Raw genomic sequence first — 17,498 nt, 5'->3', positions numbered from 1 at the left:
GTATGAAAGAACGGCGATCACCGCAGTGATCGCCGTTTTTTTATGAACAAGTCACCACAATGAACAGGGTAAAAACCGATCCCGGCAGGGTATATATAAGTAACACCCCGCGCCAACCCGGTGCACACACCCGCCCGGTTGCTCCTCTGAGGCGCACAGGTTGCACCGAAAAAAACCCGCGCAAACGGTCAAATGCGCCAATATTTACAGATATGCGACATTAAGGTACGTGCGTGCCACCGTTTAAGGCCCGTCGTCGCTCTGGATCTTGCATTGGGTATGGCCCCTGCATAAGTATCCGCAGGCACGACTCACGAGGTCGTCCTCAAATTCCAAAAATGACAACAAATCATGAGGCCACCATGCTTAAACACGCGGTCATTCCGTTTTTAGTCGGCGCGAGCTTGTTAGCCAGCGCACCTTTCGCCCAAGCGGCGACTAACCTGGTGTTCTGCTCCGAAGGGAGCCCGGCCGGTTTCGATCCTGGTCAGTACACCACCGGAACCGACTTCGACGCCTCTGCAGAAACCATGTTCAACCGCCTGACCCAGTTCGAGCGCGGCGGCACCGCCGTGATTCCTGGCCTGGCGACCAAGTGGGACATTTCAGACGATGGCCTGACTTACACCTTCCACCTGCGTGAAGGCGTCAAGTTCCACACCACCCCGTACTTCAAGCCAACGCGCGAATTCAACGCCGACGACGTGCTGTTCACCTTTAATCGCATGATTAACAAGGATGACCCGTTCCGCAAAGCGTACCCGACCGAATTCCCGTACTTCACCGATATGGGGATGGACACCAACATCACCAAGATCGAAAAAGTCGACGACCACACCGTCAAGTTCACGCTAAAAGACGTCGACGCCGCGTTCATCCAGAACATGGCCATGAGTTTCGCTTCGCTGCAATCTGCCGAGTACGCTGCCCAGCTGCTCAAGGACGGCAAGCCTGCGGACATCAACCAGAAGCCGGTCGGCACGGGTCCGTTCGTGTTCAAAAGCTACCAGAAAGATTCCAACATCCGTTACACCGGCAACAAGGACTACTGGCAGCCTGACGACGTCAAGATCGACAACCTGATCTTCGCCATCACCACCGATCCGTCGGTGCGCATCCAGAAGCTGAAAAAGAACGAGTGCCAGGTCACCCTGTTCCCGCGTCCGGCCGACCTCAAGGCACTGCGCGAAGACAAAACCCTGAAGCTGCCTGAACAGGCCGGTTTCAACCTGGGTTACATCGCCTACAACGTAATGGACAAGATCAAGGGCAGTGATCAGCCAAACCCGATGGCCCAACTGAAAGTGCGTCAGGCACTGGACATGGCCGTCAACAAGCAGCAGATCATCGACTCGGTCTATCAGGGCGCCGGTCAACTGGCGGTCAACGCCATGCCGCCAACCCAGTGGTCTTACGACACCACTATCAAAGACACGCCGTACAACCCCGAAAAAGCCAAAGAGCTGCTCAAGGAAGCCGGCATCAAGGAAGGCACCGAGATCAACCTGTGGGCGATGCCGGTTCAGCGTCCCTACAACCCGAACGCCAAACTGATGGCTGAAATGCTGCAGTCCGATTGGGCCAAGGTTGGCATCAAGGCCAAGATCGTGACCTACGAATGGGGCGAGTACATCAAGCGCTCCAAGGGCGGCGAAAACGGCGCGATGTTGATTGGCTGGAGCGGCGACAACGGTGACCCGGACAACTGGCTCAACGTGCTGTTTGGCTGCGACTCGCTGGAAGGCAACAACTTCTCCAAATGGTGCGACAAGCAGTTTGACGACATCGTTAAACAAGCCAAGCGCACTTCGGATCAGGGCAAACGCACTGAACTGTACAAGCAGGCGCAACACGTCCTCAAGGACGCTGTTCCGATGACACCAATCGCCCACTCGACGGTGTTCCAGCCCATGCGCAACAATGTGCAGGACTTCAAGATCAGCCCGTTTGGCTTGAACTCCTTCTACGGCGTCAGCGTCAGCAAGTAAGAAGCGGCAACGGCGACGTTCATGACGTCGCCGTTGTTTTTTCTATCGAGAATGTAGGAATGCACCTACGTCCAATTCGCCGAGCAGTCAACCCGGCTTTAGGACGTGTCGCTTTTTCCCACAAGCTCTTCGGACCTTTCCCATTTACTGCCGGACCCACGGTTCATACCGTCGGGATCTGACCAGTGCATGTGTGGATTCTCGGTTCTTTCGCTGCGCGGCATGGCTTGACATCAATGGTGCCGGACCTCGTCTTCGAACGGGACGCCAGCACATTGTCACAACACGGAATAAGGGAGCGACATGCGCCATTCCTTGGTTTTCTCCACACTGCTGGGCACCGGCCTGCTGGCCGCCAGTTCGTTCAGCCAGGCCGCCAACAACAGCCTGGTATTCTGCTCCGAAGGCAGCCCGGCAGGCTTCGACACCGCGCAATACACCACCGCGACCGATAACGACGCCGCCGAGCCGTTGTACAACCGCCTGGCCGAGTTTGAAAAAGGCGCGACCAACGTCGTGCCCGGCCTGGCGACAAGCTGGGACATTTCCGAGGACGGCCTCAAATACACGTTTCATTTGCGCGAAGGTGTGAAATTTCATACGACGAAGTACTTCACGCCGACCCGTGATTTCAACGCCGATGACGTGCTGTTTACGTTTAACCGCATGCTCGATCCGCAACAACCGTTCCGTAAGGCTTATCCGACCGAGTTCCCGTATTTCAACGGGATGAGCCTGAACAAGAACATTGCCAAGGTCGAAAAAACCGGACCGCTGACGGTGGTCATGACGCTAAACAACGTTGACGCGGCGTTTATCCAGAACATCGCCATGAGCTTCGCCGCCATCCTGTCCGCCGAATACGCCGACAAGTTGCTGGCCGAAGGGAAACCGAGCGACATCAACCAGAAGCCGATCGGCACTGGCCCGTTCGTGTTCAAGAGCTACCAGAAAGACTCCAACATCCGTTATACGGGCAACAAGCAGTACTGGGACCCGAGCCGGGTCAAACTCGACAACCTGATTTTCGCGATCAATACCGACGCTTCGGTGCGGGTGCAGAAACTCAAGGCCAATGAGTGCCAGATCACGCTGCACCCGCGCCCCGCCGACATCACTGCGTTGAAAAACGACAGCAAACTTAAACTAATCGAAAAGCCTGGCTTCAATCTCGGCTACATCGCCTACAACGTGCGTCACAAGCCGTTCGATCAGCTTGAAGTGCGGCAGGCGCTGGACATGGCAGTGAACAAGCAAGGCATTCTCAATGCTGTTTACCAAGGCGCCGGTCAACTGGCCGTCAACGCCATGCCGCCGACGCAATGGTCCTATGACGAGACCATCAAGGACGCTGCCTACAACCCGGAAAAAGCCAAGGAATTGCTCAAGGCTGCCGGCGTAAAGGAAGGCACCGAGATCACGCTCTGGGCGATGCCGGTGCAACGGCCGTACAACCCGAACGCCAAGTTGATGGCCGAGATGCTTCAGGCGGACTGGGCGAAAATCGGCCTCAAGGTGAAGATCGTCAGCTACGAATGGGGCGAGTACATCAAGCGCACCAAGAACGGCGAGCACGACATCAGCCTGATTGGCTGGACCGGTGACAACGGGGACCCGGACAACTGGCTCGGCACGCTGTACAGCTGCGACGCCATTGGCGGCAACAACTACTCCATGTGGTGCGATCCCGCTTACGACAAGTTGATCAAACAGGCCAAGGTCGTCACCGACCGTGACCAGCGCACCGTGCTTTACAAACAGGCGCAACAGTACCTCAAGCAGCAGGTACCGATCACACCGGTCGCGCACTCAACGGTAAACCAGCCGTTGAGCGCCAAAATCGAAGGATTCAAAGTGAGTCCTTTCGGCCGCAACGTGTTCTCGGGTGTCAGCCTGGAAAAATAACCGTGAGTTGAAACGCCGGGGGCGCACTGCGCCCCCAAGCAAGCGTATTGCCGCAGTTTGCCGGTTTGGCACTGAGCAAACGTTTGCGATGCCTGAAGAGTTCCACACCAAAAGCCGGATCACCCAAAAGACCGGCAAATAAAAAAAGAAACCAAGGAGCTTCACCCATGAAACTGAGCAGCACCGCGTTATTGGCCCTGGCCATCAGCAGCGTTACCGCCACGGCGTACGCAGAAACCCAAAGTCAGGCTTTCACCCCGGTGACGGTCAAGGAAAAGAGCGCTCAAAGCGAAGCCACCGGTTTTGTCGAGGGGCAGTCGGTCACCGGCTCCACGCGTAACTGGTATGCCAATGAGCATTTCAAGCGCGGCGCAAGGCTTCGTTACAGGGACGACGGCGTACTGAAAGAAACGGACCGTCGTATCAACTGGGTACAAGGCACCATCATCAAGTACAACTCGGGCTTCACCGAAGGCACCGTAGGCTTCAGCACTGAGGTGGCGGCCTACAACGCTATCGCGCTGGACCGTGACCGCAAGGACCTGGCATCCGGTAATGGCGGAGCACCTGAGCCTGGGCGCGCACGCCCCGGCAACAACCGTACGCTGACGGAAAACGGCGGTGACGCAGTTGATCAATGGAGCAAGCTGGGCCTGGCCAACATCAAGGCACGTTTTTCCAACACCACATTGACTGCCGGTCGCCAGAATTTCAGCAGCCCGATGGTCGACGTCATCGGCAACCGTCCACTGCCTTCGAGCTTTCAGGGCGTCAGCCTGCACAGCGAAGAGCTGGAAAACCTGACCTTCGACCTGGCGACTTTCGATAAAAACTCGCCACGTACCGAACAAAGCCTGCGTAAATTCCGCGCCGAATACGCCGACGAAATCATTGAGATCGATCGCGTAAATACTGCCGGCATCACTTATCAGCCGTTCTCGAGCCTGACCACCAGCCTCTGGGGCACCCAGGCTGAAGACATGTGGAATCAGTATTACTTCGGTGCCTCCCACGTCTTGGGCGACAGCTCGACTCTGAGCCTGACCACCGGCTTGAACTACTACAAAACCGTCGATGAAGGCAAAGCGGTGCTGGGCGACATCGACAACGACACCTTCTCGCTGTCGTTGGGTTTGACTCACCAGGCCCACAGTCTGACCTTCTCGTACCAGGCAGTGAACGGTAACGAGTACTTCGACTACCTGCACGAAACCAACGGTATCTACCTGGCCAACTCCCTGCTGTCGGACTTCAACGGCCCGAACGAGAAATCCTTCCAGATCGCCTACGGCCTGAACATGGCCGAATACGGCGTGCCGGGCCTGAAGTTCAACATCTATCAGGCTCGCGGCTGGGGTATCGACGGCACTCACTACAAGGGCGGCGCTTACGACAGCGTGACCTCGATGGACGGCGAGCATCACTATGAATACGGCATCGGTGCATCGTATGCCGTGCAAAGCGGTCCGCTCAAGGCCACCGCAATCCGCGCCACGTACACCGCTCACCGCGCCAGCGAAAACCAGCTGGATGGCAGCCTCAACGAGTTCCGTCTCGTAACCACCATCCCGTTCAACATTCTGTAAAACATCGGCCGAACGGCGGATTCAGTGATGAATCGGCCGTTCGGCATTTGTCCTTCAACCGATTGCAGAGGATTCCTGATGAAAATGCTTCCCCTACGTGCAGCCATCGCGGCCGCATTGCTGAGTGTGGCAGTCGGCGTCTCGGCCAAACCGCTGGTGGTTTGCACCGAAGCCAGCCCGGAAGGCTTCGACATGGTCCAGTACACGACTGCAGTCACTGCTGACGCTGTGGCCGAGACCATCTTCAACCGTCTGGCCGACTTCAAGCCGGGCACCACGGACGTGATTCCGGCGCTGGCCGATTCCTGGGACATCAGTGAAGACGGGCTGACTTACACGTTCCATTTGCGCAAAGGCGTCAAGTTTCACACCACCGAATATTTCAAACCGACCCGCGACATGAACGCCGACGATGTGGTCTGGAGTTTCCAGCGTCAGCTGGACCCGACTCACCCGTGGCACAAACTGTCGAGCGTAGGCTTCCCGTACTTTGAAAGCATGGGTTTCAAGGAACTGCTCAAAAGCGTCGAGAAGGCTGACGACAACACCGTCAAGTTCACCCTGACCCGCCGCGAAGCGCCTTTCCTGGCCGACATCGCCATGGCGTTCTCGTCGATCTACTCCGCTGAATACGCCGACCAATTGCTCAAGGCCGGCAAGACCGGTGACCTGAACAACAAACCGGTTGGCACCGGCCCGTTCATTTTCCAGCGCTATAACAAAGACGCCCAGGTACGCTTCAAGGCCAACCCGGAATATTTCCGCGGCAAGCCACCGGCTGAAGCGCTGATCCTGGCGATCGCCACCGACAACAACGTTCGCCTGCAAAAGCTCAAGGCCAATGAGTGCCAGGTGGCGTTGTATCCAAAACCTGATGACATCCCGAGCATCAAGAAAGACAGCAACCTGAAAGTCGATGAAATGAACGCGATGACCGTCGCGTACATCGCCATGAACACCACGCACAAATACTTGAGTGACGTGCGAGTGCGTAAAGCCATCGACATCGCCTTCGACAAGGAAGCGGCGGTCAACACCCTGTTTGGCAAAGGCAATGCCACCGTGGCGGTCAATCCATACCCGGACACCCTGCTCGGCTACAATCACGGCCTGAAGAACCCGCCTCGCGACCTGGACAAGGCCCGCGCCCTGTTGAAAGAAGCCGGCGTCCCGGAAGGCACGGTGTTTACCCTGTTCACCCGCAACGGCGGCGGTCCCACCAACCCGAACCCGATGCTCGGCGCGCAAATGATGCAGGCCGACCTCGCCAAGGTCGGCATCAAAATCGACATCCGCGTGATGGAATGGGGCGAGATGCTCAAGCGCGCGAAGAACGGCGAACACGACATGGTATCTGCCGGATGGGCGGGCGATAACGGCGACCCGGATAACTTCCTGACGCCTATGCTCAGTTGCGAAGCGGCGAAGAACGGCGAAAACTACGCGCGCTGGTGCAATGACAAATTTCAAGCCTTGCTCGATCAGGCCCGCGCCAAGGTCGATCCGGCAGAACGTGCAGCGCTCTACGAGCAGGCCCAGGTTATTTTTAATCAGGATCAACCGTGGATCAGCCTCGCACACACTAGAATGTTCACCGCAATGCGCAACAACGTAGAGGGCTATCAAATCAGCCCGCTCACCACTAATAACTTCGCCACCACCCAGGTGAAGTAGATAAGAAAACTCCCGGCGTCTCTGACTTCAGGGACGCCAGGCACGCCTAACCGGCTGATGAGGTACACCACACGATGTTTAGTTTTATTGCCCGCCGACTGGGGTTATTGATCCCCACGTTCTTCGGCATCACCTTGCTGACTTTCGCGTTGATTCGCATGATTCCGGGCGACCCCGTGGAAGTGATGATGGGCGAACGTCGGGTCGATCCCGAAATGCATGCTCAGGCAATGGAACGCCTAGGTCTCAACAAACCGTTGTATGCCCAATACCTGGATTACATTGGCAAACTGGCTCACGGCGATCTTGGCGAGTCCCTGCGCACCCGTGAAAGCGTCTGGAACGAATTCAGTTCTCTATTCCCCGCGACCCTGGAACTGTCCCTGGCCGCGCTGCTGTTCGCCGGCATTCTCGGCCTGTTGGCCGGAGTGATCGCGGCACTCAAGCGAGGGTCCCTGTTCGACCATGGGGTGATGGGCATCTCCCTGGCGGGATATTCGATGCCGATCTTCTGGTGGGGCCTGATCCTGATCATGTTCTTCTCTGTGTCCCTGGGCTGGACCCCGGTGTCCGGGCGGATCGACCTGCTCTACGACATCGAGCCGCGCACCGGTTTCATGCTGATCGACACGCTGCTGGCCGATGAGCCGGGTGCGTTCCTCGATGCCCTGCATCACTTGATCCTCCCGGCCATCGTGCTCGGTACCATTCCGCTGGCAGTGATCGCGCGGATGACCCGTTCTTCGATGCTCGAAGTGCTGCGCGAAGACTACATCCGCACGGCCCGCGCCAAAGGCCTGTCGCCTTCGCGCGTGGTGTTCGTGCACGGTTTGCGCAACGCGCTGATTCCGGTACTGACCGTGGTCGGCCTGCAGGTCGGTACGCTGCTGGCCGGTGCGGTGCTGACCGAAACCATTTTCTCGTGGCCCGGCATCGGCAAATGGCTGATCGAAGCCATCGGCGCGCGGGATTATCCCGTGGTGCAAAACGGCATCCTGCTAATCGCCTGCCTGGTGATTCTGGTCAACTTCGTAGTGGACATCCTCTACGGTTTTGCCAACCCACGCATCCGTCATCAGCGCTGAGATCATGACCATGACCACTGAAGCTTCAACCCCAAATCAAGCGGTAACAGTCGATCAAAGCCTGCTGTACCCGTCCCCGTACAAAGAATTCTGGCACGCCTTCTCCAGGAACAAAGGCGCCGTTGCCGGCCTGATGTTCATGATCCTGATCGTCTTCTGCGCGATCTTCGCCCCATGGGTCGCACCGCATGACCCGAGCGAGCAATACCGCGACTTCCTGCTGACCCCGCCATCGTGGCTGGAAGGCGGACAGATCCAGTTCCTGCTCGGCACCGATGAACTGGGGCGCGACCTGCTGTCGCGCTTGATCGAAGGTTCGCGGCTGTCGCTGCTGATCGGTTTGTCGTCGGTGGTGATGTCGCTGATCCCGGGCATCCTTCTGGGGCTGTTCGCCGGTTTCTTCCCGCGCCTGCTCGGGCCGACCATCATGCGTCTGATGGACATCATGCTGGCGCTGCCATCGCTGCTGCTGGCCGTGGCAATTGTCGCCATCCTCGGTCCTGGCCTGATCAACACCGTGATCGCCATCGCCGTGGTCTCGCTGCCGTCGTATGTGCGTCTAACCCGCGCTGCGGTGATGGGCGAACTGAACCGCGACTACGTGACCGCCGCTCGCCTGGCCGGTGCCGGTCTGCCCCGCCTGATGTTCATCACCGTGCTGCCCAATTGCATGGCGCCGTTGATCGTTCAGGCGACCTTGAGCTTCTCCTCGGCAATTCTCGATGCCGCGGCACTGGGCTTCCTCGGCCTTGGCGTACAACCGCCAACGCCTGAATGGGGCACCATGCTGGCTTCGGCTCGCGACTACATCGAACGCGCCTGGTGGGTCGTCAGTCTGCCTGGTTTGACCATATTGCTCAGCGTGCTGGCAATCAACTTGATGGGTGACGGCCTGCGCGATGCGCTGGACCCGAAACTCAAGAACGCCGCCTGAGGAGATTCATAAATGTCACTGTTGGAAATCAAGAATCTCAACGTTCGCTTTGGCGACAAGAACGCCGTGCCGGTGGTCGACGGGCTGGATATCTCCGTGGACAAGGGCGAAGTGCTGGCCATCGTTGGCGAATCGGGTTCCGGTAAATCCGTGACCATGATGGCGCTGATGGGCCTGATCGAACATCCGGGGATTGTCACTGCCGACGCGTTGAATTTCGACGGCAAGAACATGCTCAAGCTGAGCAATCGTCAGCGTCGGCAAATCGTCGGCAAGGACCTGGCGATGGTTTTTCAGGACCCGATGACCGCGCTGAACCCCAGCTACACCGTCGGTTTCCAGATCGAAGAAGTGCTGCGTCTGCACCTGAAAATGTCGGGCAAGCAAGCGCGTAAACGCGCCATCGAACTGCTGGAAAAAGTTGAAATCCCGGGCGCGGCCAGCCGTATGGACGCGTACCCGCATCAACTGTCCGGTGGCATGAGCCAGCGTGTCGCGATCGCCATGGCCATTGCCGGCGAGCCAAAACTGCTGATCGCCGACGAACCGACCACGGCCCTGGACGTAACAATTCAGGCACAGATCATGGACCTGCTGCTGGCGTTGCAGAAAGAACAGAACATGGGCCTTGTGCTGATTACCCACGACCTCGCGGTCGTCGCCGAAACCGCTCAGCGCGTGTGCGTGATGTACGCCGGGCAAGCGGTGGAAGTCGGTCAGGTACCACAATTGTTCGACATTCCGGCGCATCCTTACAGCGAAGCGCTGCTCAAGGCGATTCCGGAGCACAGCCTGGGCGAATCGCGACTGGCCACGCTGCCGGGCATCGTTCCCGGCCGTTATGACCGGCCGCAAGGTTGCCTGCTGTCGCCACGCTGCCCGTACGTACGGGAAAACTGCCGCACCGAGCGCCCGGCCCTCGACCCGAAAAGCAACAGCCTCGCCCGCTGCTTCTACCCGCTGAATCAGGAGGTGGCGTAATGGCCGTCGTACTTACCGCCCGCGACCTGACCCGTCACTACGAAGTGTCCCGCGGCCTGTTCAAGGGCCATGCGACCGTGCGCGCTCTCAACGGTGTGTCGTTCGAACTGGAAGCTGGCAAGACGTTGGCTGTCGTCGGTGAATCCGGTTGCGGCAAGTCCACCCTGGCCCGTGCCCTCACGCTGATCGAAGAACCGTCCTCCGGCTCTTTGAAAATCGCCGGGCAGGAAGTGGCCGGTGCCGACAAGGCGCAGCGCAAACAATTGCGCAAAGACGTGCAGATGGTGTTCCAGAGCCCTTACGCCTCGTTGAATCCTCGGCAGAAAGTCGGTGATCAGCTTGCAGAGCCTCTATTGATCAACACCAACATGAGCGCCAGCGAACGTCGCGAGAAAGTCCAGGCGATGATGAAGCAGGTGGGTTTGCGCCCTGAGCACTATCAGCGTTACCCGCACATGTTCTCCGGCGGTCAGCGCCAGCGGATCGCTCTGGCCCGCGCGATGATGTTGCAGCCTAAAGTGCTGGTCGCGGACGAACCGACCTCTGCGCTCGACGTGTCGATTCAGGCACAGGTGCTGAACCTGTTCATGGATCTGCAGCAGGAATTCAACACCGCCTATGTGTTCATCTCGCACAACCTGGCGGTGGTGCGTCACGTTGCCGACCATGTGATGGTGATGTACCTCGGCCGCCCGGTGGAAATGGGTCCGAAAGAGGACATCTACACCCGTCCTCTGCACCCGTACACCCAGGCCCTGCTGTCGGCAACTCCGACCATCCACCCGGATCCGGACAAACCGAAAATCAAGATCGTCGGCGAATTGCCCAACCCGCTGAACCCGCCACCCGGCTGCGCCTTCCACAAGCGCTGCCCGTATGCGACCGAACGTTGCAGCACGGAAGAGCCGCTGCTGCGTCTGGTCGACAGTCGTCAGGTCGCGTGTCATTACGCCGAGCAATTCTTGGACGGCGCTGCGTAAAACTGGAGGCCCATACAAAAACTGTAGGAGCTAGCCTGCTAGCGATAGCAATACACCAGCCGACGTCTATGTCGCCTGACACACCGAAATCGCTAGCAGGCCAGCTCCCACAGGGATTGGTGTCCTGTTCAAAACCTCTTCTCCTCCGGCCTTGAATGAGCCGGGTTAGCAGAGGTTTTTCTTTTCGCCCGCGAATCAAGTCTGACTATCGTCATCATCCATCGAGTCGTCCTCGTCCCCACTGTCATCGTCCGTATCAGTGGTCGTCGCGGCAATCATCATTTCGCTGTAAGTGCTTGGCCCATTCCAAGCCTGCTTGTCGTGATTCGGACATTCCGCCCAAGCCGCCGAAGAACCCAGCGCCAGCAACACCAAAACCTTCAGCAACACCGCACCCCGTACAAACATATTCATAGCCGATCCCTCCTGCGTGCCAGCAGCGAACCCGTACGCCGTGACGCTGCAAGAAATCTGGTTGCAATCGATTCGGGTTGTCAGAGTAGGACTGCAATGATGGGCCGGAAATGCCGCGCGCAGGCAGACTCGTTTGGAATAACGCGTATAGCCGGATCAAGTAACAGATTTCCTGATGCGACCTGCCCCCTGTGGAAGCGAGCCTGCTCGCGATGGAGGTTAACGCGTGCTGTCGAGAAAAATGCGGCGCACTCGAGAGCATCGCGAGCAAGCTCGCACCCACAAGTGGATGGTTGTCGGACAGAAAAAACCCCGGTGCTTTCGCGACCGGGGTTTTCGGTGTAGCCAATCAGCTTTTAGTGATGCTCGCGCGTCGCACGGAATTTCACGTCCGGCCAGCGCTCTTCCATCAGCGCCAGGTTGACCCGGGTCGGGGCCAGGTAGGTCAGGTGGCCGCCGCCGTCGACCGCGAGGTTTTCCACCGCTTTGATCTGGAACTCTTCGAGCTTCTTCTTATCGCTGCAATCGATCCAGCGTGCGGAATACACGGTGATCGGCTCGTACGAGCACTCGACCTTGTATTCCTCTTTCAAGCGACTGGCGACCACGTCGAACTGCAACACACCGACGGCGCCGAGGATGATGTCGTTGCTGCGCTCCGGGAAGAACACCTGGGTGGCGCCCTCTTCCGCCAGTTGCTGCAAGCCTTGGCGCAGTTGCTTGGATTTCAGCGGATCACGCAGACGCACGCGACGGAACAGTTCCGGGGCGAAGTGCGGGATGCCGGTGAAGCCAAGGACTTCGCCTTCGGTGAAAGTGTCGCCGATCTGAATGGTGCCGTGGTTGTGCAAGCCGATGATGTCGCCGGCAAACGCTTCTTCAAGCTGCTCACGCTCGGAGGAGAAGAACGTCAGCGCATCGCCGATCCGCACGTCTTTGCCGGTGCGCACGTGGCGCATCTTCATGCCTTTTTCGTACTTGCCGGAGCAGATTCGCATGAAGGCGATACGGTCGCGGTGTTTGGGGTCCATGTTCGCCTGGATCTTGAACACGAAGCCGGCGAATTTCTCTTCAACCGGCTCTACGGTGCGCTCGTTGGCAACCCGGGCCAGCGGTTTCGGCGCCCAATTGACCACGGCGTCGAGCACGTGATCGACGCCGAAGTTGCCCAGTGCAGTACCGAAGAATACCGGGGTCAATTGACCGTCGAGAAATTCCTGCTGGTTGAATTCATGGCAGGCACCCTGCACCAGTTCCAGCTGATCGACAAAGCGATCGTACTCGTCACCCAAATGCGCGCGGGCTTCATCGGAATCCAGCTTCTCGATGATTTTGATGTCGGTACGCTCGTGGCCATGACCGGCGGTGTACACGATGATGTAGTCGTCGGCGAGGTGGTAAACGCCCTTGAAGTCGCGATAGCAGCCAATCGGCCAGGTGATCGGCGCTGCCTTGATTTTCAGGACGGCTTCAATTTCGTCGAGCAGCTCGATCGGGTCGCGGATGTCGCGGTCGAGTTTGTTGATGAAGCTGACGATGGGCGTGTCGCGCAGGCGGCAAACGTCCATCAGGGCGATGGTCCGCGGCTCTACACCCTTACCGCCGTCGAGGACCATCAATGCCGAATCGACCGCTGTCAGGGTGCGGTAGGTATCTTCGGAGAAGTCTTCGTGGCCCGGGGTGTCGAGCAGGTTGATCATGTGGTCGCGATACGGGAACTGCATGACCGACGTGGTAATGGAAATACCCCGTTGTTTTTCCATTTCCATCCAGTCGGAGGTGGCATGGCGGTCGGACTTGCGAGACTTCACCGTGCCGGCAACCGCAATCGCCTTGCCCATCAGCAAGAGCTTCTCGGTGATGGTGGTTTTACCGGCATCGGGGTGGGAAATGATGGCGAAAGTGCGGCGTTTCGCGACTTCGGCGGCCTGTTTGGTCATGGGAAATCGCCTGGCAGGTGATTCAAAAAAGGGCGGCGATTATAGCTTGAAAAGTGATCTACAGACCACCGTGTAGCAGCTGACGCAGGCTGCGTTAAGGGCCGAAGGACCTTCTTGTGCGTTGACATGCAGGGGTCGCTTCGCAAGCCGACGCAGCCTTCGGCAGCTCCTGCAGGGTGGCCAAATAGTGTCGAACGTGGGAACCTTTTAAACAGTGGAGGCGTCCACTCCCCTGTTACAGCTCTCGTAGCAGGGTTTTCAAAACCTGCAAGTTAGCCTGACGAGGCTGCGCTTATGGCTCGATTTCATGCCGTCTTACCGGCATCGATAGAGCTGCTTCTCGCGAACGTTTTATCCGGCAGCCAGGAATGGCATGCCAAGCAGGACTGCGTTCGCCGACAAAGAAAAAAGGAGTCCGCCTGTGGCTATTCGCTATGGCAAAGGGCTGACAGGAGGAGCGGTTGTCGTCGCCCTTCTGGCCCTGCTGGTCCACTGGATCGGCATCAACACGATCGAACATTACCGCGACGATTTGTTGTTTTACCTGCAAGCTCATCTGATTCTCGTCCTTGCTTCCATGCTGGCCGCCCTTGTTGTGGGCATACCCGCCGGCATCCTCCTCAGCCGCCCAAGCATGGTCGGACGCGCCGAACGCTTCATGCAGATCTTCAACATCGGCAACACCGTGCCGCCCCTCGCCGTACTCGCCATTGCCCTGGGCGTGCTCGGCATCGGTAGCGGGCCGGCGATTTTCGCCCTGTTCCTCGCCTCGTTGTTGCCCATCGTACGTAACACCTACGAAGGCCTGAAAAATGTTCAGGGTTCGCTCAAGGAAGCCGCCGTCGGTATTGGCATGACGCCCGCGCAAGTGCTCTGGCGCGTCGAGCTGCCCAACGCGGTGCCGATCATCATCGGTGGCGTGCGCGTGGCCCTGGCGATCAACGTCGGTACCGCCCCGCTGGCGTTCCTGATCGGCGCGAACAGCCTGGGTAGCCTGATTTTCCCGGGCATCGCCCTGAACAATCAGCCGCAACTGCTGCTCGGCGCGGCCTGCACCGCCCTGCTGGCCTTGCTGCTCGACGGTCTGGTGACACTCACCAGCCGCCTCTGGCTCGAACGCGGCGTGCGCCCGTCTTAAGCCTCGGCAAAGGAAGACTCATGAAAGCACTATTTATGAAAGGCAGCAGCTTGTTGCTGGGCTGCGTCCTGCTGTTTGCGGGAATCGCCCAAGCCGCTGAAAAACCGGTGATCCGCATCGGCGCCCGGGTGTTCACCGAACAGACCCTGCTGGCGGAAATCACCTCGCAATACCTGCGCACCAAAGGCTACGACGCCCAGGTGACGGGGGGTCTGGGCAGCAACCTTGCGCGCAGCGCCCATGAAAGTGGCCAGCTCGACATGCTCTGGGAATACACCGGAGTTTCGCTGGTGGCCTACAACCACGTGACGGAAAAACTCGACAGCGAACAGTCCTACGCCCGGGTGAAAGAACTCGACGCGAAAAAAGGCCTGGTCTGGCTTGCCCCGTCGAAGTTCAGCAACACCTACGCGCTGGCGTTACCGAAAAACGTCGCGGATGAATACCCGCAGATCAATACGATTAGCCAGCTCAACGAAGTGCTGCAGGCCCAAGCCAGGACCAATCATTTGGTCGCACTGGATACCGAGTTCGCCAACCGCTCCGACGGCCTGCTTGGCATGGTCGAGCTTTACGGCATGAACCTGACCCGCAAGAACATCCGTCAGATGGACGCCGGGCTGGTCTACACCGCACTGCGCAATGGCCAGGTGTTTGCCGGTCTGGTCTACACCACAGACGGACGCCTGAACGCTTTCAAATTGAAGCTGCTGGAAGACGACAAGCATTACTTTCCGGACTACACCGCCGCCCCGGTGGTACGCCAGGCGGTCCTCGACGCCAACCCGAAACTCGCCGAACAACTGAAACCCCTGGCTGAATTGTTCGACGACGAAACCATGCGGGCGCTGAATGCGCGGGTCGATGTCGATCACGAAAGCCCTTCATCGGTTGCCGCAGATTTCCTGCGCCAGCATCCCCTCAATTAAGGAGGAAAAGACATGGAATTTCTGAACGCCTTTTCCCACCTCGACTGGGCACAGGTCGCACATCTGACCTGGCAACACATCACGCTGGTCGGCATTGCCGTGACCCTGGCAATCGTCGTCGGCGTACCGCTGGGCATTTTGATGACGCGTTTCCCGACACTCGCCGGTCCCTTGCAGGCCAGCGCCACGGTGCTGCTGACCGTGCCATCGATTGCCCTGTTCGGCCTGCTGCTGCCGTTCTACTCGAAATTCGGCCAGGGCCTGGGGCCGATGCCGGCAATCACCGCGGTGTTCCTGTATTCGCTGCTGCCGATCATGCGCAACACCTACCTGGCGCTGACCGGCGTAGAACCGGGCATTCGCGAAGCCGCTCGCGGCATCGGCATGACATTCGGCCAGCGTTTACGCATGGTTGAACTGCCAATTGCGGTCCCGGTGATTCTCGCCGGCGTGCGCACCGCCGTGGTCATGAACATCGGCGTGATGACCATCGCCGCGACCATCGGCGCCGGTGGCCTCGGTGTACTCATTCTTGCTTCCATCAGCCGCAGCGACATGTCGATGCTGATCGTCGGCGCCCTGCTGGTCAGTCTTCTGGCCATCTTCGCCGACCTGCTTCTGCAATGGCTGCAACGCACGCTGACGCCAAAAGGATTACTCAAATGATTGAACTTCAAAACCTCAGCAAGACCTTCCAAAGCAACGGCAAAGACGTCAAAGCCGTGGACTCGGTGAGCCTGACCGTCAATGAAGGCGAGATCTGCGTGTTCCTCGGGCCATCGGGCTGCGGCAAAAGCACCACGCTGAAAATGATCAACCGCCTGATCAAACCCACTTCGGGCAAGATCCTGATCAACGGCGAAGACACCACCGACCTCGACGCCGTGACCCTGCGCCGCAACATCGGTTATGTGATCCAGCAGATCGGTCTGTTTCCGAACATGACCATCGAAGAAAACATCACCATCGTTCCGCGCCTGCTCGGCTGGGACAAGCAGAAATGCCACGACCGCGCCCGCGAGTTGATGAGCATGATCAAGCTTGAGCCCAAGCAGTACCTGACGCGCTACCCGCGGGAACTGTCCGGCGGCCAACAGCAACGGATCGGCGTGATTCGTGCACTGGCGGCGGATGCACCGCTGCTGTTGATGGACGAGCCGTTCGGCGCGGTCGACCCGATCAACCGCGAAATGATCCAGAACGAATTCTTCGAGATGCAGCGCGCGCTGAACAAGACGGTGATCATGGTCAGCCACGACATCGACGAAGCGATCAAGCTGGGCGACAAGATTGCGATCTTCCGCGCGGGAAAACTGCTGCAGATCGATCACCCGGACACGTTGCTGGCCCATCCCGCGGACGATTTTGTCAGTAACTTTGTCGGCCAGGACAGCACGCTCAAGCGTCTGTTGCTGGTGAAGGCTGAAGACGCTGCAGACAACGCGCCATCGGTCAGCCCTGAAACGCCGGTGGCCGATGCGCTGGAGTTGATGGACGAGCATGACCGTCGTTATGTAGTCGTCACCGATGGTGAGAACAAGGCGCTGGGTTATGTACGACGCCGCGACCTGCACCGTCAGACCGGCGCCTGCGCGCAGTATCTGCGGGAGTTCAACGCCATAGCGGCGTACGACGAACACCTGCGCATCCTGTTGTCGCGCATGTACGAGTTCAACCGCTCGTGGCTGCCGGTGATGGATGCCGAGCGAGTGTTCCTCGGGGAAGTCACGCAGGAGTCGATTGCCGAATACCTGAGTTCCGGTAAATCCCGTGGCGGCAAGACCAGCATTGTGTCGCCGGCTGAAACCGCGGCTTCCTGATCTGCCCCTGTGGCAGGGGGGCCTGCCCTGTGGCAGGGGGCCTGCCCTGTGGCAAGGGGGCTTGCCCTGTGGCGAGGGGGCTTGCCCTGTGGCAAGGGGGCTTGCCCCCGCTGGGCCGCGAAGC

The 17,498-nt window shown here is 58.7% G+C and carries 14 protein-coding genes; 12 read left to right on the top strand and 2 right to left on the bottom strand.

Annotated elements, in window-relative coordinates; genetic code table 11:
- Positions 1-362 precede the first annotated feature (362 nt).
- From ACYZT1_RS04490 to ACYZT1_RS04455, 8 genes are all read left to right on the top strand, one after another.
- A complete protein-coding gene (locus tag ACYZT1_RS04490) occupies positions 363-1,988 on the top strand; it encodes an ABC transporter substrate-binding protein (protein ID WP_462017852.1) in 1,626 nt (541 codons plus the stop codon).
- Positions 1,989-2,291: 303 nt separating this feature from the next.
- Positions 2,292-3,893 carry an ABC transporter substrate-binding protein gene (locus tag ACYZT1_RS04485; protein ID WP_462017851.1) on the top strand — a complete coding sequence of 534 codons (1,602 nt, stop codon included), beginning with the start codon at positions 2,292-2,294 and terminating at the stop codon, positions 3,891-3,893.
- Between the two features lie 167 nt (positions 3,894-4,060).
- The gene (locus ACYZT1_RS04480; RefSeq protein WP_462017850.1) at positions 4,061-5,479 is read left to right on the top strand and encodes an OprD family porin; all 1,419 of its coding nucleotides are present in this window, start codon (positions 4,061-4,063) and stop codon (positions 5,477-5,479) included.
- A 78-nt stretch (positions 5,480-5,557) separates the two neighbouring features.
- Complete coding sequence (locus ACYZT1_RS04475) at positions 5,558-7,153, top strand: ABC transporter substrate-binding protein (RefSeq protein ID WP_462017849.1); 1,596 nt, start codon at positions 5,558-5,560, stop codon at positions 7,151-7,153.
- 74 nt (positions 7,154-7,227) lie between these two features.
- Positions 7,228-8,238 carry an ABC transporter permease subunit gene (locus ACYZT1_RS04470; protein ID WP_462017848.1) on the top strand — a complete coding sequence of 337 codons (1,011 nt, stop codon included), beginning with the start codon at positions 7,228-7,230 and terminating at the stop codon, positions 8,236-8,238.
- A gap of 10 nt (positions 8,239-8,248) precedes the next feature.
- On the top strand, positions 8,249-9,172 hold the full coding sequence (locus ACYZT1_RS04465) for an ABC transporter permease subunit (RefSeq protein ID WP_462017847.1): 924 nt from the start codon (positions 8,249-8,251) through the stop codon (positions 9,170-9,172).
- Positions 9,173-9,184: 12 nt separating this feature from the next.
- Positions 9,185-10,153: an ABC transporter ATP-binding protein gene (locus ACYZT1_RS04460; RefSeq protein WP_150582163.1), complete on the top strand. Its 969-nt coding sequence runs from the start codon at positions 9,185-9,187 to the stop codon at positions 10,151-10,153.
- A complete protein-coding gene (locus ACYZT1_RS04455; protein WP_462017846.1) occupies positions 10,153-11,133 on the top strand; it encodes a peptide ABC transporter ATP-binding protein in 981 nt (326 codons plus the stop codon). Before ACYZT1_RS04460 ends, ACYZT1_RS04455 begins: the two co-directional genes overlap by 1 nt.
- A 195-nt stretch (positions 11,134-11,328) precedes the next feature.
- Here ACYZT1_RS04455 and ACYZT1_RS04450 read toward each other — a convergent pair whose 3' ends face one another.
- Together ACYZT1_RS04450 and ACYZT1_RS04445 are read right to left on the bottom strand one after the other, a co-directional pair.
- Positions 11,329-11,547 (bottom strand): hypothetical protein, encoded by a 219-nt coding sequence (locus ACYZT1_RS04450; RefSeq protein ID WP_462017845.1) that lies wholly within the window; start codon positions 11,545-11,547, stop codon positions 11,329-11,331.
- Between the two features lie 356 nt (positions 11,548-11,903).
- On the bottom strand, positions 11,904-13,487 hold the full coding sequence (locus ACYZT1_RS04445; protein WP_462017844.1) for a peptide chain release factor 3: 1,584 nt from the start codon (positions 13,485-13,487) through the stop codon (positions 11,904-11,906).
- 421 nt (positions 13,488-13,908) lie between these two features.
- On the opposite strand from ACYZT1_RS04445, the gene ACYZT1_RS04440 reads away from it, so the two are divergent.
- The 4 genes from ACYZT1_RS04440 to ACYZT1_RS04425 are packed head-to-tail and all read left to right on the top strand — an operon-like array spanning position 13,909 to position 17,374.
- Entirely contained in the window at positions 13,909-14,625 is a 717-nt protein-coding gene (locus tag ACYZT1_RS04440) for an ABC transporter permease (protein ID WP_462017843.1), read from the top strand.
- A 35-nt stretch (positions 14,626-14,660) separates the two neighbouring features.
- Positions 14,661-15,554, top strand: a complete 894-nt coding sequence (locus tag ACYZT1_RS04435) for a glycine betaine ABC transporter substrate-binding protein (RefSeq protein WP_462019188.1) — start codon at positions 14,661-14,663, stop codon at positions 15,552-15,554.
- Positions 15,555-15,566: 12 nt separating this feature from the next.
- Complete coding sequence (locus ACYZT1_RS04430) at positions 15,567-16,220, top strand: ABC transporter permease (protein ID WP_462017842.1); 654 nt, start codon at positions 15,567-15,569, stop codon at positions 16,218-16,220.
- On the top strand, positions 16,217-17,374 hold the full coding sequence (locus tag ACYZT1_RS04425) for an osmoprotectant ABC transporter ATP-binding protein OsmV (protein ID WP_462017841.1): 1,158 nt from the start codon (positions 16,217-16,219) through the stop codon (positions 17,372-17,374). Before ACYZT1_RS04430 ends, ACYZT1_RS04425 begins: the two co-directional genes overlap by 4 nt.
- Positions 17,375-17,498 lie beyond the last annotated feature (124 nt).

The sequence above is a fragment of the Pseudomonas sp. PB3P13 genome, assembly GCF_054897735.1.
The sequence above is the reverse complement of the archived record's forward strand: the minus strand, read 5'-3'. Positions and strand labels throughout refer to the sequence as shown.

What these genes read in the sequence shown, in the direction of transcription:
- ACYZT1_RS04490 (WP_462017852.1), top strand. Translation starts at nt 363, where the DNA reads ATGCTTAAACACGCGGTCATTCCGTTTTTAGTCGGCGCGAGCTTGTTA.
- ACYZT1_RS04485 (WP_462017851.1), top strand. Translation starts at nt 2,292, where the DNA reads ATGCGCCATTCCTTGGTTTTCTCCACACTGCTGGGCACCGGCCTGCTG.
- ACYZT1_RS04480 (WP_462017850.1), top strand. Translation starts at nt 4,061, where the DNA reads ATGAAACTGAGCAGCACCGCGTTATTGGCCCTGGCCATCAGCAGCGTT.
- ACYZT1_RS04475 (WP_462017849.1), top strand. Translation starts at nt 5,558, where the DNA reads ATGAAAATGCTTCCCCTACGTGCAGCCATCGCGGCCGCATTGCTGAGT.
- ACYZT1_RS04470 (WP_462017848.1), top strand. Translation starts at nt 7,228, where the DNA reads ATGTTTAGTTTTATTGCCCGCCGACTGGGGTTATTGATCCCCACGTTC.
- ACYZT1_RS04465 (WP_462017847.1), top strand. Translation starts at nt 8,249, where the DNA reads ATGACCACTGAAGCTTCAACCCCAAATCAAGCGGTAACAGTCGATCAA.
- ACYZT1_RS04460 (WP_150582163.1), top strand. Translation starts at nt 9,185, where the DNA reads ATGTCACTGTTGGAAATCAAGAATCTCAACGTTCGCTTTGGCGACAAG.
- ACYZT1_RS04455 (WP_462017846.1), top strand. Translation starts at nt 10,153, where the DNA reads ATGGCCGTCGTACTTACCGCCCGCGACCTGACCCGTCACTACGAAGTG.
- ACYZT1_RS04450 (WP_462017845.1), bottom strand. Translation starts at nt 11,547, where the DNA reads ATGAATATGTTTGTACGGGGTGCGGTGTTGCTGAAGGTTTTGGTGTTG.
- ACYZT1_RS04445 (WP_462017844.1), bottom strand. Translation starts at nt 13,487, where the DNA reads ATGACCAAACAGGCCGCCGAAGTCGCGAAACGCCGCACTTTCGCCATC.
- ACYZT1_RS04435 (WP_462019188.1), top strand. Translation starts at nt 14,661, where the DNA reads ATGAAAGGCAGCAGCTTGTTGCTGGGCTGCGTCCTGCTGTTTGCGGGA.
- ACYZT1_RS04430 (WP_462017842.1), top strand. Translation starts at nt 15,567, where the DNA reads ATGGAATTTCTGAACGCCTTTTCCCACCTCGACTGGGCACAGGTCGCA.
- ACYZT1_RS04425 (WP_462017841.1), top strand. Translation starts at nt 16,217, where the DNA reads ATGATTGAACTTCAAAACCTCAGCAAGACCTTCCAAAGCAACGGCAAA.